The 15,595-nt window shown below is 72.6% G+C and carries 10 protein-coding genes; 4 read left to right on the top strand and 6 right to left on the bottom strand.

What is annotated here, in order from left to right; genetic code table 11:
- Positions 1–16: 16 nt before the first annotated feature.
- The 4 genes from ACWCSU_RS02040 to ACWCSU_RS02025 all read right to left on the bottom strand — a co-directional run bounded on the left by ACWCSU_RS02040 (position 17) and on the right by ACWCSU_RS02025 (position 7,493).
- Entirely contained in the window at positions 17–1,321 is a 1,305-nt protein-coding gene (locus tag ACWCSU_RS02040; RefSeq protein ID WP_357702698.1) for a DUF5719 family protein, read from the bottom strand.
- Complete coding sequence (locus tag ACWCSU_RS02035; RefSeq protein WP_449932940.1) at positions 1,318–4,128, bottom strand: glycosyltransferase; 2,811 nt, start codon at positions 4,126–4,128, stop codon at positions 1,318–1,320. Before ACWCSU_RS02035 ends, ACWCSU_RS02040 begins: the two co-directional genes overlap by 4 nt.
- Before the next feature lie 104 nt (positions 4,129–4,232).
- Positions 4,233–4,493, bottom strand: coding sequence for a WhiB family transcriptional regulator (locus ACWCSU_RS02030; protein WP_020546325.1), 261 nt, complete (start codon positions 4,491–4,493; stop codon positions 4,233–4,235).
- A 321-nt stretch (positions 4,494–4,814) separates the two neighbouring features.
- The gene (locus tag ACWCSU_RS02025) at positions 4,815–7,493 is read right to left on the bottom strand and encodes a hypothetical protein (RefSeq protein WP_449932938.1); all 2,679 of its coding nucleotides are present in this window, start codon (positions 7,491–7,493) and stop codon (positions 4,815–4,817) included.
- 182 nt (positions 7,494–7,675) lie between these two features.
- On the opposite strand from ACWCSU_RS02025, the gene cofD reads away from it, so the two are divergent.
- The 4 genes from cofD (at position 7,676) to ACWCSU_RS02005 (ending at position 11,155) form a co-directional block, all read left to right on the top strand.
- Complete coding sequence (gene cofD, locus ACWCSU_RS02020) at positions 7,676–8,614, top strand: 2-phospho-L-lactate transferase (RefSeq protein WP_357702692.1); 939 nt, start codon at positions 7,676–7,678, stop codon at positions 8,612–8,614.
- Positions 8,611–9,882 (top strand): coenzyme F420-0:L-glutamate ligase, encoded by a 1,272-nt coding sequence (locus ACWCSU_RS02015; protein WP_449932935.1) that lies wholly within the window; start codon positions 8,611–8,613, stop codon positions 9,880–9,882. The genes cofD and ACWCSU_RS02015 overlap by 4 nt, the downstream gene beginning before the upstream one ends.
- A gap of 100 nt (positions 9,883–9,982) precedes the next feature.
- Positions 9,983–10,714: a lytic polysaccharide monooxygenase gene (locus tag ACWCSU_RS02010; RefSeq protein WP_357702688.1), complete on the top strand. Its 732-nt coding sequence runs from the start codon at positions 9,983–9,985 to the stop codon at positions 10,712–10,714.
- A gap of 15 nt (positions 10,715–10,729) precedes the next feature.
- Positions 10,730–11,155 carry a DoxX family protein gene (locus tag ACWCSU_RS02005; protein WP_357702686.1) on the top strand — a complete coding sequence of 142 codons (426 nt, stop codon included), beginning with the start codon at positions 10,730–10,732 and terminating at the stop codon, positions 11,153–11,155.
- A 41-nt stretch (positions 11,156–11,196) separates the two neighbouring features.
- On the opposite strand, the gene ACWCSU_RS02000 is transcribed toward ACWCSU_RS02005, so the two are convergent.
- Together ACWCSU_RS02000 and ACWCSU_RS01995 are read right to left on the bottom strand one after the other, a co-directional pair.
- Entirely contained in the window at positions 11,197–12,909 is a 1,713-nt protein-coding gene (locus ACWCSU_RS02000; RefSeq protein WP_397040584.1) for a substrate-binding and VWA domain-containing protein, read from the bottom strand.
- 116 nt (positions 12,910–13,025) lie between these two features.
- Positions 13,026–15,578: a bifunctional FO biosynthesis protein CofGH gene (locus ACWCSU_RS01995; RefSeq protein ID WP_449932932.1), complete on the bottom strand. Its 2,553-nt coding sequence runs from the start codon at positions 15,576–15,578 to the stop codon at positions 13,026–13,028.
- Positions 15,579–15,595: the final 17 nt, after the last annotated feature.

Here is a 15,595-nt window from a genome sequence, read left to right as displayed (position 1 = left end):
GCCCGGGTGACCCGGGTCAGGGCAGCACGGCGAGGGGGCTGTCGGTCAGCGCGGGCAGCATGGTCCACATGCGCGCGGGCGCGAGCGGCTGGGCCGTGACGAGCAGCCCGTCCTTCTGCCGCTCCTCGATGACCCGGCCGCCGTAGACCTGGCCCGACACGGGCGTGACGACCACGGCGAACTCGCCCTTGCCGCGCAGCCGCACCTCCTTGGTCCGCCCGGCGGGCACCGCCACGTCGTACGGCCTGCCCGGCTCGCCCTTCACCGGCACCTCCTGCACCCGGACCTCGCCGGGACCGCCGAGCGCGGTGAACAGCAGCCGCGTGCCGGGCCCGTTGCCCGCGACCGCGCTGCCCAGGTCGAGCGGGGGCGTGCCCGCCGTGAACGCCACGTCCTGCCGCACGCCGGTGCCGGCGACGACGAGCCCGGCCACGATCGGCTCCGGCGCGGTGAGCACGAGCGCGGCCGACTCGCCGCCGATCCCGGTGGTCACGTCCATCGCGACCACGCTGCCCGCCGGCACGTCGATGGTCTCGCGGCCCTTCATCGCGTACTCGGCGTCCTGGCTGACCGCCTTGACCTGCACCGACACGTCGTTCTCGCCGGGGGCGGCGACCAGCAGCTCGCGCCTGCCGCCGCCGCCGGGGATGCCGGGCACCACCACGCGGGTGGCCGGGGGCGCGGCGAGCGGCAGCCAGTCCACGCCGCCGGCCTGCATCGACGCCCTGGCCGCCACCGCCAGTCGGCCGAAGACGGTGGTGACGCCGACGGCCATGACGTCCGCCGAGGGCGCGAGCGTCCTGAGGTCGATCTCCTTGTGCTCGCCCGGCGCGAGCTCCAGGCCGCGGCCCTTGTCGCCGGAGACCAGGCCCTCGGCCGCGTACACCTCGACGTCGGCCTGGGCCGGGGCTTTGTCGGCGTTGGTGAGGTGCAGGACCACGTCGGCCGCCGCGGGACCGGGGCCGACCAGCCAGGCGGCCTGCGCCGGCTCGGTGCAGCGCACCCCGGACAGCCCGCGGGCCGCGCCTGAGGTCACCCGGGTGGTGTATCCGGCTTCGAGCGCTCCCGGGCCGTTCGTCACGTACGGCTCGGCGTTCTTCATGACCTCGCGGGACAGGCGTCCGGGCAGGTAGACGTTCATCTGCGCGCCCTTGGCACCGGGGCAGACGGCGGTCACCGACTCGACGGCCACCTTCCTCGGCCCCTCCGCCTTGGCCGGGGCGGGGGCCGGACGGGTGACGAACGCGACGCCGTACAGGGCCGACAGCGCCACCACGACCAGCACCAGCAGGCCGAACCTGTTCTCCACGAACGCCTTCATCGCACCCCCGCCGGCGCGGGCACGGGCGCTTCGACGCCCTCGACCGCGCCGCTCTCCCGGCGTCCGGGCGTGGCCAGGGCCAGCACGATCAGGGCCAGCGCCCCCTGGGCCCACAACCAGGGCGTGTGCAGGACGTCGGCCGGCTCGGCGGCCACGCGGGTGACCGGCTCGGCCAGCCGCCACAGGCCGCCCGCCTCCGACAGGCTCATGCGTTCCAACGACGGCTGCGAGTCGAGCGACCTGGCGAGCTCCGGCGGCACCGGCGCGGCCACGGCCACCATGGCGATCCCGTGCTCGGCCAGCGTCGCCGCGTCGGTCCCGCCGCGCCCGCCGACCAGGCCCTGCGCCGCGACCGCGACCTTCGTACGGCCCTCGGACGCGACCGGCAGCTCGGCCTCGCCGATCAACGGGGTACGGCCGTGCAGCACGGTGAAGGCGTGCCCCTTGATCAGCAGCGTGCGCTCGCCGTGCCGGGTGCTCCAGGTGGCCAGCGCGGGCAGCGTCTCGGGCGCGTCGCCGGTCAGCGGGCCGCGCACCCCGTACGCCATCCAGTAGCCGGCGGCCAGGATCGGCGTGCTCACGGCGGCGGCCACCACCAGGGTCGCGCCCAGTCTGCGCAGCCCGCCGCCGGCCCGCAGCTCGGCCAGCCGGTGCGCGGTCAGGCCCACGAGCACCAGCAGCCCGGTCCCCGCGAACGCCAGCGGCACGCCGGGCCAGGCCCGCGCCCCTTCGACGCCGATCCGGCTGACCAGGATGGCCGCCAGCACGCCGTACAGCGTGACGCCCCAGCCGATCGCGACGATCATCCGCTGGCGGCGCATGAGCAGCGCGGCCAGCGCGGTCACCACCAGCCCGGCCGTCACCCAGAACGGCGGCAGCCCCGGCCCTCCCGGGCTGAGCGCGAGCAGCGACTCCGGCGCGAGCCCCGCCTCCACCAGGGCGGGATCGTGCAGGCCCGCCTCCAGCAGGATGCGGCCCGGGTCCGCGACCAGCCCGGCCAGCCAGGGGAACAGCAGCACGACGGGCACCGCGAGCGCGACCGCCATGGAGGTCACCACGCCGCGCCGCACCCCGCCGTACGCGACGGCGGCCAGCACGCCGAGCACCGCGAAGAGCGGGTACACCAGCGGGACGAACGCGGTCCCCACGGCCAGCAGCAGCCCGAGCGCCCAGGCCGCGCGCCCGGCGCGGCGCCGCTCGCCGGACAGCAGCGTGGTGCCGAGCGCGGCGTACACCGGGACCAGCACGAACACCACCGCCGTGCCGAGCCGCCCGGCCGCGATCGCGCCGGTCGCGACGGGCAGCAGCGCGTACGTCCCCGCCGCCCAGGCCCGCGCGGGCACCGCCGGGATGATGTGCCTGGTCGCCAGGTACGCCGACGCCCCGGCCAGCGGCACCGAGCCGAGCAGCAGCACGGACACGGCCAGCCACGTCTTGCCCAGCGCCAGCGTCGAGGCCACCGCCAGCAGCGCCACGTACGGCGGCGCCCAGTCGGTGGAGCCGAGCCCGATGTCGTGGAAGCCCTCGGTGTAGAACCGCCACAGGTCCCCCGCGCCGCCGGTCACCGGGACCAGCGCGCCGCCGCCCAGCCGGTCGCCGCCGAGCAGCGACCGTTCGGCGACCAGCGAGATCACGGCGAGGGCGAGCATGAGGACGACGCCCGGACGCCGGAGGAAGCCCTTGACCGCGCCGGTGTCCGCCGGCGTGCTTGCCTCGTCGTCCTCGGTGGCGGAGTGGTGGTGGTGGCGGCCGGTGGAGTCCACAGGGGTCTCGCCGGCGAGGAAGCTCTGCACCATGTCGGTCAGCCGCCGGTAGGCGCCTCCCGGCGGCGTCATCAACCGCTTTATACGGATAAATCCCTTTTTACGGCCGTCGCGGCGGACCCTTCGCGCCTTCAGCAGCCGGAACGGGTGCACCAGGATCGACCCCAGCGCCACCATCTCGTCCAGCGCGTTCGCCGGCTGCTTGCCCAGCAGGAACAGCAGGGTGCGCAGGGCCGACCCGGCCAGGTTCCGGACGAGTGCCCACAACATCACGCGGAACGGCAGGTTCGCCATGATGACGAACATCGCGTTCCGCCGGTCGAGCCTGCGCGGATGGTCGCCGCTGACCGTGATCCGCCGTCGCCTGCGCGCCGCCGCCTCGGCGTGCCAGGCCACCGCCGAGGTCACCGCCAGCACCCTGTGGCCGGCGTTGCGTACCCGCCAGCACAGGTCGAGGTCGTCGCGGAAGAGCGGGAACAGCGGGTCGAGGCCGCCGAGCCGCTCCCAGACGTCGCGGCGGACCAGCATGCCCGCCGTGGAGACCGAGAGCACCTCCCGGGTGCCGTCGTGCTGCCCCTGGTCGAACTCGCGCGGCTCCAGCCCGGTGTCCCTGCGCCCGGTGAGGCCGACGGTCACGCCCAGTTCGAGCAGGCGTCTGCGGTCGAGCCAGTCGCGCAGCTTCGGGCCGAGCACCGCCGCCTTGGGGTCCTGCTCGGCCGCCGTGAGCAGGGCCTCCAGCGCCCGCCGGTCGGGGGCGCAGTCGTCGTGCAGCAGCCAGAGCCACTCGTTCTGGCCGCACGGCGGCAGCTTGTCCAGCACCTCCGCCACCGCGTCCCCGAACGAGGCCGAGCGCGGCAGCGCGAGCACGTTGGACGGGCCGAGCGTCTGCGCGAGCAGGTCGGCCGAGCCGTCCCTGCTGCCGTTGTCGACGCCCGCGACGCGCTCCGGCCTGCGGCTCTGGCCGGCCAGCGCGCGCAACGTCTCCCCCAGCCAGCGCCCGCCATCATGGGCGACGACGATCACGGTGACGAGGGGACGTGTCATGGTCGGGCGACTCCAGCGTTGATCAGGCGCGCCCACCCTACAGGTGTGACCACACGCGAAAAAGGGTCACGCGGGCTACCGCGTGACCCTTTCGCTCATATCCCCTAAACGGCCTGGCGCTTGATCCGTCTGCGCTCCCGCTCCGACAACCCACCCCAGATGCCGAATCGCTCATCGTGTTCGAGTGCGTATTCCAAGCACTCGGCACGGACCTCACACGATCGACAGACCTTCTTGGCTTCTCGGGTGGAGCCGCCTTTTTCCGGGAAGAACGCCTCCGGATCGGTCTGCGCGCACAACGCACGCTCCTGCCATCCGAGTTCTTCAGCGTCAAGCTGATCCTGTGCGATGACCGGATCGGTCACTGCACACCTCCCTGCCGCCCGCCCGCAATGGAGCCCCCCATGGACGCCTTCCTCCTACCCACCCAAGGGAAGGCGTAACAACATGGTTGTAATTACACGCGCGTGCCGTACGTGACGTCAAGCGGCATGACGGTATCCGGGGAAAGACCGACTCTCGCCCCGGTGTGCTCGGCATGTGGTGTTCGCACCAGGCCGAGACCCCCTGCACAGCAAGGCTTCGACCCGGTTCGTTCAACGCTGTCAGCGGTCGGAACCGTAGCAGGGCGGGGTAGACGCCCGCCCTTTGGGCCACCTTCTCTCTAGCCGTCGTTTGCCGGTCCGTTACCTGCGTGGCTCGTTGGGCGTGTATATGGCCGTTGGGTCGATTGGGTCGTCACCCGGGCGGTTCTGGGCGCCGAGGGCGTCCCCGAACTGCGAGGGGTCGAGCCGCATCGTCGACTCGCCCTGCGCCTCGGTCCACCCGGCCGGGGCCTGGTGGGTGGGGCGGTAGGTCTGGGGCTCGTACTGGCCCTGCTGCTGGGGCTCGAACGCGTTCTGCTGCTGCTGCTGGTACGGCTGACCCTGCTGCGGGTGGCCGAACGGGTCGTCGTACGGCCTGGCCGGCTGGCCGCCGTAGTCGGGGACCCTCAGGTCGGGCTGAGTGCCGGAGGCGGCCGTCGAGCTCTGGTAGGTCTCGGCCTGCTGGTAGGCGTCCAGGAGCTGCTGGGAGCGCGGGTCGACGGGCGGGTCCGGCTCCTGGTAGGCGGGGGTGGCGTACTCGTGGCCCGAGTAGCCGGTGAACGGCTGGCCGCCCTGCTGGTCGAAGGCGCTCTGGCGGTCGAGGTACGGCTGCTGCTGCTCCGCCTGCGGGTACGGGACGCTCGGGCTGGTCTCGCCGCTCGGGTACGCCTGGTCGCCGAAGGTGCTCTGGGAGCCGTCCCTCGGGGCGTACGGGTTGTCGGGGGTGGGGTAGCCGGCCTGGCCGTACGCGCTGGGCTGGCTGTCGGCCGGGACGTAGGGCGCGGGGGTGTACTCGCCGGCGGGCGGCTGGTAGCCGGAGTCGGGGAGCGTCTCGGACGGGGTGTAGGCCGGTGGGGCGTACCCCTGGTCCTGGCCGAAGCTCTGCGGCGGGAAGCCCTGGTCCTGCTGCGCGCCCGGCTGCGTGCCCGGCTGTGCGAACGGCTGTCCGGCCGGGCCCTGGGGGTGCCCGAAGGGCTGGTCGGCCTGGCCGTACGGGCGCTCGGGTGCCGGGGGGAACGGGGAGTCGGGCTGGCGTCCGGGCTGGTCGGTGGACGCGGCGGGGAGCGCGGCCCTGGCCGGCTGGTAGGGCTGCTGCTGCTGGTACGGCTCGGGCTGCCCGCCGTGCTGACCGAAGGGCGCCTGGTCGGGCTGCTGGCCGTGGGAGGGCTGGGCAAAGGGAGGCTCGGGCTGCCTGCCCTGCGACGGCCCCTGCGACGGCTGGCCGAACGGCGTCTGGTCGGGCTGCCCGTAGGCGGGCTGCTGGCCTTGCGGCTGGGCCTGGCCGTAGGCGGGCTGTCCCTGAACCTCGCCCTGGCCAAAAGCGGACTGCTGAGCCGAAACCTCGGCCTGGCCGTAGGCGGGCTGGGCGCCGGGGGGCTGGGGGGCGTAGGGGGACTGGGCGTCGGCCGCCTGCGGGACGGGGGTCTCGGGCTGGTGGCCGTAGCCGGGGGCGGTGGCGTCGTGCTGGCCGAAGCCGGGCGCGGGCTGGCCGTAGCCCGAGGGGTCGGACTGGCCGAAGGCAGGTCCGGCGGGGGCGGGCTGGCCGTAGCCGGGGGTGGAGGGCTCGGGCTGGCCATAGCCGGAGGGCTCCGGCTGGCCGCCGTAGCTCGGGGGCTGGTGGCCGTAGCCTCCGCCGGGCTGCCCGCCGGGGTTCGTCGCCTGGGCGCCGTAGCCGGGCTGCTGACCGAAAGCCGACTGCTGGTCCTGCTGACCGAAGGGGGCCTGCTGGTCCTGCTGGCCGAAGGCCGACTGCTGGTCCTGCTGGCCGTAAGGGGCCTGCTGGTCCTGCTGGGCGTAGGGCGCCTGCTGGTCCTGATGGTTGCTGGCCGACTGCTGGCCGAAGGCGACGGTCGACTGCTGGCCGGACGGCGGCTGGGGGGCGTACCCATTGGAGGCGGGCTGGGGCTCGTAGCCGGAGGAGGGGGGCTGGGGGGCGTAGCCCGGGGTCTGCTGGCCCGAGGGGGGTTGGGGGGCGTAGCCCGGAGCTGCGGGGATCTGGCCCGACGGCGGCTGGGGGGCGTAGCCGGAGGAGGCGGGCTGGAGGTCGGGAGCGGCGGACTGGGCGTCCTGGCCCGGGGGGAGCTGCGCGAGCGCGGGCTGCTGGCCGTAGGGGGTCGGCGCGGCGTGCGGCTGCGCGTACGCGGGCTGGGACGGCTGGTCGGAGCCGTGGCCGGGCTGGTCGGACTGGCCGTAAGCGGGCTGGTCCGGCTGGCCGTAGGTGGGCTGGTCCGGCTGGCCGAACTGCTGGGGGCGGCCGTACTGGGGCTGGTCGGACTGGCCGAACTGCTGGGGCTGGCCGTAGTGGGTGGTCGGGCGGCCGTACCCGTCGAGGGTGGGGATGGCGGAACGGTCGGACATGACCTCGGGGAGCAGGTAGGCCAGGCCGACGACGGTCAGCGCGAGCGTGGGCACGCCCGTGAGGACGTACTCGACCACCCCGCGGAAGCCGCCCCCGGCGAACAGCCCGACGATCAGCGCCAGCGCGCCGAACACGGCGGCGAGCCCGAGGCCGGCGGCCGAGCCGTAGGCGATGGTCCTGGCCTTGGGCAAGCGCTCGCCCGCCCTGGTCACCAGCAGCACGGCACCCACGAACAGCCCGGTCACGACCGGGCTGGTCAGGCCCGGCAGGTTCGCGGCGGCACGGCCGGCGAACCCGCCGTCGAGCGAGCTGCCCGCGCCGATCAGGATGTGGCCGATCGTCAGGACGACGTCCAGCAGCCCGGTGACGAGCATGATCCAGGCTGCCGGCTCCCGTAGTCGGGCGGCATTGAGTTTGCTCATGAGTAACCCCCATCGGACCCTTTGGCCCGAAGGGAGTTTGCCACATTGCCGACTTTCGCGGCGGGCGTCCCAAGAACCTCTTCCATCCCATTTACCCCCATACCTGGAACTTCTCTGCCATGAAGTAGGACAGAACCACTCCCCCCACGGGGATGTCAGAGGCCGGTGGAAGACTGGGACACATGCACATCGTGTCCCTCGCCGGCGGTATCGGCGGCGCCCGTTTCCTGCGCGGCCTGCGCGCCACCGCACCCGACGCCTCGATCACCGTCATCGGCAACACGGGTGACGACATCACCCTGTTCGGCCTGCGCGTCTGCCCCGACCTCGACACCGTCATGTACACCCTGGGCGGCGGCATCGACGAGGAGCAGGGCTGGGGCAGGGCCAACGAGTCCCACGTCGTCAAGGAGGAGCTGGCCGCCTACGGGGTCGAGCCGCAGTGGTTCGGGCTGGGCGACCGCGACTTCGCCACCCACATCGTCCGCTCGCAGATGCTGGAGGCGGGCTACCCGCTCTCGCAGATCACCGAGGCCCTGTGCGCGCGCTGGCAGCCGGGCGTGCGGCTGCTGCCGATGACCGATGACCGCTGTGAGACACATGTGGTGATCTCCGACGAGCGCGGCAAACGGGCCGTGCACTTCCAGGAGTGGTGGGTGCGCCTGCGCGCCTCGGTCCCGGCCGAGTCGTTCGCGCTGGTGGGTGTCGAGACGGCCAAGCCCGCGCCGGGCGTGCTGAAGGCGATCGAGCAGGCCGACGTGGTCATCCTGCCGCCGTCCAACCCGGTGGTGAGCATCGGCACGATCCTCCAGGTCCCGGGCATCCGCGAGGCGGTCGCGGCCAAGACCGTGGTCGGCGTCTCCCCCATCATCGGCGGCGCGCCCGTGCGCGGCATGGCCGACGCGTGCCTGACGGCCATCGGCGTGGAGACCTCGGCCCAGGCCGTGCTCGACCTCTACGGCTCCGGCCTGGTCGACGGCTGGCTGGTGGCCGAGGAGGACTCCGGGGTGGCGCTCGACGGCGTGCGCGTGGTGTCCCGTCCGATCCTCATGCACGACGCCGAGGCAACCGCCGACATCGCCCGTACGGCGCTCGACCTGGCCCTGGAGCTGGCCCGATGAGCACGCGACGGATCGAGGTCATCGCCGTCACCGGCATCGGCGAGGTCCGGCCGGGCGACGAGGTGGCGGCCCTGCTCAAGGAGGCCGACCTGCGCGACGGCGACATCGTGGTGGTCACCTCGAAGATCGTGAGCAAGGCGGAGGGGCGCGTCCGCCGGGCGCCCGACCGGGCCGGCGCGATCGAGGAGGAGACCGAGCGGGTGGTCGCCAGGGTCGGCGACACGGTGATCGCCCAGACCCGCCACGGTTTCGTGATGGCCGCGGCCGGGGTCGACGCCTCCAACACCGAGCCCGGCACCGTCCTGCTGCTGCCCGAGGACCCCGACGCCTCCGCGGCGCGGATCAGGGCCGGGCTCGACGCGCGGGTGGGGGTGATCGTGTCCGACACGTTCGGGCGTCCGTGGCGCAACGGGCAGACCGACGTGGCGATCGGCGTCTCCGGGGTGCGTCCGCTCGACGACTTCCGGGGCACCTCCGACTCCTACGGCAACGCGCTCAGCGCCACCGTCACCGCGCTGGCCGACGAGATCGCGAGCGCGGCCGAGCTGGTCAAGGGCAAGCTCGACGGCGTTCCCGTGGCGATCGTGCGCGGCCTCGGCCATCTGGTGACCGACGACGACGGGCCGGGGGTCAGGCCGCTCGTCCGTCCGGCCGACGAGGACCTGTTCCGCTTCGGCTCCCGCGACGTCGTGTTCGCCCGCCGTACGATCAGGGGGTTCTCCGACCGGCCGGTCGACGGCGGGGCGGTGCGCAGGGCGGTGGCCGCGGGCATCGCGGCGCCGGCGCCGCACCACACGACCCCCTGGCGGTTCGTGCTGGTCGAGTCGGCGCGCACGCGCACCGAGCTGCTCGACGCCATGCGCGAGGCGTGGATCGAGGACCTGCGCGGCGACGGTTTCACCGAGGAGTCGATCGCCAAGCGGGTCAGGCGCGGCGACGTCCTGCGCGACGCCCCCTACCTGGTGGTGCCGTGCCTGGTGATGGAGGGCTCCCACACCTACCGCGACGACCGGCGCAACGCCGCCGAGCGGGAGATGTTCGTCGTGGCGACGGGCGCCGGCGTGGAGAACTTCCTCATCCAGCTCGCGGTCGAGGGGCTGGGCTCGGCGTGGGTGTCCTCCACGATGTTCTGCCGTCCGGTGGTGAGGCGGGTGCTCGACCTGCCGGAGTCGTGGGATCCGATGGGCTGCGTGGCGATCGGGCACGCCGCGGCGCCGCCGCGCGAGCGCGCCCCCCGTGACCCGCGCGATTACATCGTGACGCGCTGAGCCTCTGACGAGAGTCCGGAATTCTGGTAAGCCGACCGTTTACCGTTAGGAAACTTTCCTTTACATTTGGACTATCCCCCCATGTAAAGGAGCCGCTTCAATGCGAAGGACTCTCACGTTAGTCGCCGTGGCGGTGATCACCATCGCCACGGCGGTGTTCAACACCTCTCCCGCGTTCGCCCACGGCTATGTGAACTCACCCCCCAGCCGGCAGGCGAACTGCGCCCAGGGCAAGGTGGCCGACTGCGGCCAGATCGTCTATGAGCCGCAGAGCGTGGAAGGCCCCAAGGGCCTGCGCAGCTGCAACGCCAACCTCGGCCAGTTCGCCCAGCTCAGTGACGAGAGCAAGCCGTGGCCGGCCACCTCCGTGGGCAGCTCGGTGACCTTCACCTGGACGTTCACCGCCAGGCACGCCACGCTCAACTACGAGTACTACATCGGCGGCACCCGGGTCGCCGTCTTCAACGGCAACGGCCAGCAGCCGCCGTCGACCATCTCGCACACGGTGAACCTGTCCGGCTACTCCGGCCGCCAGAAGGTCCTGGCGATCTGGAACATCTCCGACACCTCCAACGCCTTCTACTCCTGCATCGACCTGCAGATCGGCGGCGGCGGTCAGCCCACCCCCACTCCGACCCCGACCGTGACCCCCACGCCCACCCCGACCCCGACGCCGACCACGACGGCCTCGGGCACCTGGAAGGCCGGCACGGCCTACACCACGGGCAGCACGGTCACCTACAACGGCGTCTCCTACCGGTGCCTGCAGCCCCACACGGCCATCGCGGGCTGGGAGCCGCCGAACGTCCCGGCACTCTGGCAGCGGGTCTGAGGTCTGGACACGTCGATGACCAAGCTTCGTGACGCCGCGCTGTCGCTGTTCCGCATCGTGGTGGGCCTGCTGTTCGCCTGCCACGGGGCCGCCACTCTGTTCGGCGTACTCGGCGGTCCGTACGGCGGAACGACCCCCTCCGTAGGCCAGTGGCCCGACTGGTGGGCGGGGGTGATCGAGCTCGGCGCGGGCGGCCTCGTCCTCATCGGGCTCGCCACCCGTATCGCCGCCCTGCTCTGCTCGGGCACGATGGCCTACGCCTACTTCACCGTCCACCTGCCCAAGGGCTTGTTCCCGTTGCAGAACGGGGGCGAGACCGCGGCCATGTTCTCGTGGTCGTTCCTGATGCTGGCGCTGCTGGGCAGCGGCGCGTGGTCGTTGGACAAGCTCGTGTCCCACCTCCACCATCGCGGCGAGAACGCCACCGTGCAGCAGATCTAGGCCAGATCCAGGCCGGGGGGTGCCGGGCGACCGGCATCCCCTCAGGCGGCCGGCTTGCAGGTGGGGTGGCAGAGCCTGCGGGCCAGCGCGCCGAGGAAGACGTCGATGATCTCCCCGGGCTCCTGCGCCACGTGCAGCGAGCCGTTCGTGACCGCCGCGATCTGCGACAGGCTGCCGCGGTCCACGTCCTTGCCGAACGCGATGATGACGATCTGGATGGGCTTGTCCGGGTCCCACTCGTTCCGCAGCGTGCCGAGAAGCCGCGGGAGCTTGACGCCCTTGCCGTCGTCCTGGCCGGCCGTGATCACCAGCAGCGTGTTGTTCATGTCGTCGCGGTAGTCGCCGCCGACCCTGCGGAACCCGCTCAGTATCGCGTCGTAGAGCGAGCTGTCCAGGTCGGGGTGGGGGGCGATCGTGCTGGTCAGCTCGTCTAGGACGCTGCGCCGCAGCACCTGGCCCGACTCCGGCTCGCTGATCGGGCCGAGCCTGACGCGCTCCCGGTAGTTCCTGGTGTTCCCCACCTTGTCGGCGAACTCCCACATGCCCATGTGCGTGGAGTTCGGGAAGAGCTGGAGCCCGATCTTGGCCGCGGCCAGCGCGATGCGCACCTTGGTGCTGCCGTTCAGCGGCTCGGCCATGTGCCTGGAGGTGTCGGCCAGGACGAGGATGTTGGTCGGCGGCGCCAGCCTGCTCCAGGCGCGCAGCGCCTCGTCGATGTCCTGCTGCGACACCGACGGCCTGGTCCGCGGCGCCTGCGACGGGATCTGCGGGCCCGGCGAGAGCGGCCCCAGCCTGCCGTCGCCCGACCTGAACCCGGCCCGCCGGACGATCTCCTGCGCCTGAGCGCCCTTCAGCCAGTCGGCGAAGGCCGTGGACGCCTCCGCGACGGCCGGATCGGCCGCCGTGACGACGTAGGGGTAGTCGAGGTCGATCGTGCCCTCGCGCGGGTGCAACGCCACGACCGGGTCGGACGAGGGCACCCGGTTGTGGTTCCACACCGACTGCTCCGGGACGATGACCACCGGCCGCTGCCAGAACCCGCGGTCGTCCACGGCGTCGAGCATGCTGCGGTAGTCGGGGGCCGACCCGGCCTGCGCCCACCGGACGAACGCGGTCAGCGCCTTGTCGGCGGCCGGCCCGGTGCCCACGACGTCCCTGGCCGCGGCGACGGTCGCGATCCCCGCCCCCACCAGGGACGGGTCGGGCACCCGTACGACGTCGGGCTCGTCGGAGTTGGGCGTCAGCCGCCCGCGCAGGGTCGGCGGGAAGACCATCCGCCAGTTCATCTCGGTCCCGCCCACCGAGAAGCGCCGGGCCAGCGACGACCGCGTGGCGAACACCAGCGGCGAGGTGGCCACCACGGTCTCCCCCGCGGGCAGCGCGCTCGCGCCCTGGCTGCGGGCCAGCCTGATCCAGGCGGAGGAGTCGGCGATCCAGCCGTCGGGACGCTCGTGCAGCACGCCGGCCCGGTCGCCGATCAGCGTGCGCAGCACCGTGGCCGACGGCTGCTCGGTCACCTGGACCAGCACGCACCGCCCGCCGACCGACGTCTTGGTCTCGTTGAAGCGCCCGGCGGCCTCCATGACCGCCGGCGCGACGTCCACGGCGGCGGCCACGCTGACCAGAACAGGCTCTCGTGACACGCACAGGGCGGGACCGCCGCCGAGGACCACATAGAGGCTGCCGGCGGCGACGGCCACGGCGGCGAGGCCGGCCAGCAGGCCGCGTTGGAGCGCCTTCCTGCGTCGCTGCACGGGAGGCAGCGCGGCACGGTGTCGACCAAACCGCACGATGAACCTCTCTCCAGTGGAGTGATGATTCTTCCAGTGCCTCCCGTGCCGGGCGCAAGCCTTGTTAGAACTTGTTATAACTACGCCATCGGCAAGATTCTTCTCACGCTCTGGCACACCCCGTCGCTCGCCTGCGCGGCGGCCAGCCGCTCGGCCGTGGGGCTGCCGTACTCGGTGGTGCGCTGACGCACCGGACGGCCGGTGACCTCGACCATCTCGCGCAGCTCGCTGATCGTCTTGTACGAGCCGTTCTCCGACCCCGCCATCCGGCTGATCGTCTCCTCCATGAGGGTGCCGCCGAGGTCGTTCACGCCGCCCTGGAGCACCTGGCGGCACAGGTCGTCCTGGAGCTTGACCCACGAGCACTGGATGTTGGAGATCGCGCCGTGCAGCAGGATCCTGGCCAGGGCGTGCACCGCGCGGTTCTCCTGGGCGGTGGGGCCGGGACGGGCGATGCCGGCCAGGTAGATCGGCGCGCTGGTGTGCACGAACGGCAGCAGCACGAACTCCGAGAACCCGCCGGTGCGCTCCTGCAACTGCCTGATCAGCTTGATGTGCCTGACCCAGTGCAGGTGGTGGTCCACGTGGCCGTACATCATCGTGGACGTGGTCGGGATGCCGACCTCGTGGGCCGTGGTGATGACGTCGATCCACTCCTTGGCCGGCAGCTTGCCCTTGGTCAGCACCCAGCGCACGTCGTCGTCCAGGATCTCGGCCGCCGTGCCGGGCAGCGAGTCCACGCCGGCCTCCTTGGCGGCCTCCAGCCAGTCGCGTACGGACAGGTTCGTCCGGGAGGCTCCGTTGATGACCTCCATCGGGGAGAACGCGTGCACGTGCATGCCGGGCGTCCTGGCCTTGACCGCCTTGGCGATGTCGAAGTACGCGGTTCCCGGCAGGTCGGGATGGATGCCGCCCTGCATGCACACTTCGGACGCGCCCGCCGCCCACGCCTCCTCGGCCCGGTCGGCCACCTGGTCCAGGCTGAGCGTGTACGCGTCGGCGTCGGTCCGGCGCTGGGCGAAGGCGCAGAAGCGGCAGCCGGTGTAGCAGACGTTGGTGAAGTTGATGTTCCGGTTGACGACGTAGGTGACCTCGTCGCCGGCGGCCTCCTTGCGCAGCGCGTCGGCGATGGCGGCCAGCTCGTCCAGCGCCTCGCCCTCCGCGCCCAGCAGCGCGACGGCCTCGGCGTCGGTCAGCCCGGCCGGGTCGGCCTCGGCCCGCCTGAGCGCCTGCCGGACGTCGCTCGGCGTCGAGGCCGCGACCGGGCCGAGCCGGTCGCGCAGGGCCGCCCAGTCGCCGTAGACGTGGTCGAAGTCGTCGCGCCGGTCGGTCGCGCGGCCGGTGGTGTCCACCTCGACGTGCAGGTCCACCCGTCCGGAGGCGGCGAACCCGCCGTCGGGCTCCTGCCAGGGACGGCCCACCGGCACGGCGTCCTCGCGGGCGAGGCCGGTGGCGGGGTCGGCCAGGGCCTCGACGTGCGCGAACAGCCGGGGGTCCAGCCAGGGCTCGCCGGCCCGCACGTACTCGGGGTAGATCGTCAGGCGTTCCCGCAGGTCGAAGCCGGATTCGGCGGTACGGACCGCCAGGTCGTCGATCTGCGGCCAGGGACGTTCGGGGTTCACGTGGTCGGGGGTCAGGGGCGAGACGCCGCCCCAGTCGTCGATGCCGGCGCGGATCATGAGCGCGTACTCGGAGTCGACCAGGTTGGGCGGGGCCTGGAGGCGTACGCGGGGGCCGAGGACCAGGCGCGCGACGGCGATGGTGGCGGCGAGCTCGTGCAGGTCGGCGTCCGGCAGGCCGCGCATGGCCGTGTCCGGCTTGGCGCGGAAGTTCTGGACGATGACCTCCTGGACGCCGCCGTACTCGCGGGCGACCCGGCGGATGGCGAAGATCGACTCGGCCCGGTCCTCGACGGTCTCGCCGATGCCGATGAGGATGCCGGTCGTGAACGGCACGTTGGTGCGTCCGGCGTCCTCCAGGACGCGCAGCCGTACCGCCGGGTCCTTGTCGGGGGAGCCGTAGTGCGGCTGTCCCTTCTCCTCGAACAGCCGCCGCGAGGTGGTCTCCAGCATCATGCCCATCGACGGCGCGACCGGCTTGAGCCGCTGGAGGTCACGCCAGCTCAGCACACCGGGATTGAGGTGCGGCAACAGCCCGGTCTCCTCCAGCACCCTGATCGCCATGGCCCGCACGTAGGACAGCGTGTCGTCGTAGCCGTGCGCGTCCAGCCACTCGCGGGCCTGGTGCCAGCGGTCCTCCGGCCGGTCCCCCAGCGTGAACAACGCCTCCTTGCAACCCATCGCCGCGCCCTGCCGGGCGATCTCCAGCACTTCGTCCGGGCTCAGGAACACCGACTCCAGCTTGTGCGGCGCGGTGGCGAACGTGCAGTAGCCGCAACGGTCCCGGCACAACCTGGTCAGCGGGATGAACACCTTCCTGCTGTAGGTGATCACCCCTTCCCTGCCGGCGGCCTTCAGCCCGGCGTCGCGCACGCGGGAGGCGTGGTCGAGCAGCGCGTCGAGTTGTTCGCCGCGCGCGTGCAGCAGCACGACGGCCTCGGTGAGGTCGAGCGCCTTGCCGTCACGGGCACGGGCGAGGGCACGGCGGAGCGCGGAATCACTGACAACACTCATAGAGGCACAGTACGCAC

The sequence above is a fragment of the Nonomuraea sp. NPDC001699 genome, assembly GCF_053596455.1.
The sequence above is the reverse complement of the archived record's forward strand: the minus strand, read 5'-3'. Positions and strand labels throughout refer to the sequence as shown.

What these genes read in the sequence shown, in the direction of transcription:
- ACWCSU_RS02005 (WP_357702686.1), top strand. Translation starts at nt 10,730, where the DNA reads ATGACCAAGCTTCGTGACGCCGCGCTGTCGCTGTTCCGCATCGTGGTG.
- ACWCSU_RS02025 (WP_449932938.1), bottom strand. Translation starts at nt 7,493, where the DNA reads ATGAGCAAACTCAATGCCGCCCGACTACGGGAGCCGGCAGCCTGGATC.
- ACWCSU_RS02015 (WP_449932935.1), top strand. Translation starts at nt 8,611, where the DNA reads ATGAGCACGCGACGGATCGAGGTCATCGCCGTCACCGGCATCGGCGAG.
- ACWCSU_RS02035 (WP_449932940.1), bottom strand. Translation starts at nt 4,128, where the DNA reads ATGACACGTCCCCTCGTCACCGTGATCGTCGTCGCCCATGATGGCGGG.
- ACWCSU_RS02040 (WP_357702698.1), bottom strand. Translation starts at nt 1,321, where the DNA reads ATGAAGGCGTTCGTGGAGAACAGGTTCGGCCTGCTGGTGCTGGTCGTG.
- ACWCSU_RS01995 (WP_449932932.1), bottom strand. Translation starts at nt 15,578, where the DNA reads ATGAGTGTTGTCAGTGATTCCGCGCTCCGCCGTGCCCTCGCCCGTGCC.
- cofD (WP_357702692.1), top strand. Translation starts at nt 7,676, where the DNA reads ATGCACATCGTGTCCCTCGCCGGCGGTATCGGCGGCGCCCGTTTCCTG.
- ACWCSU_RS02010 (WP_357702688.1), top strand. Translation starts at nt 9,983, where the DNA reads ATGCGAAGGACTCTCACGTTAGTCGCCGTGGCGGTGATCACCATCGCC.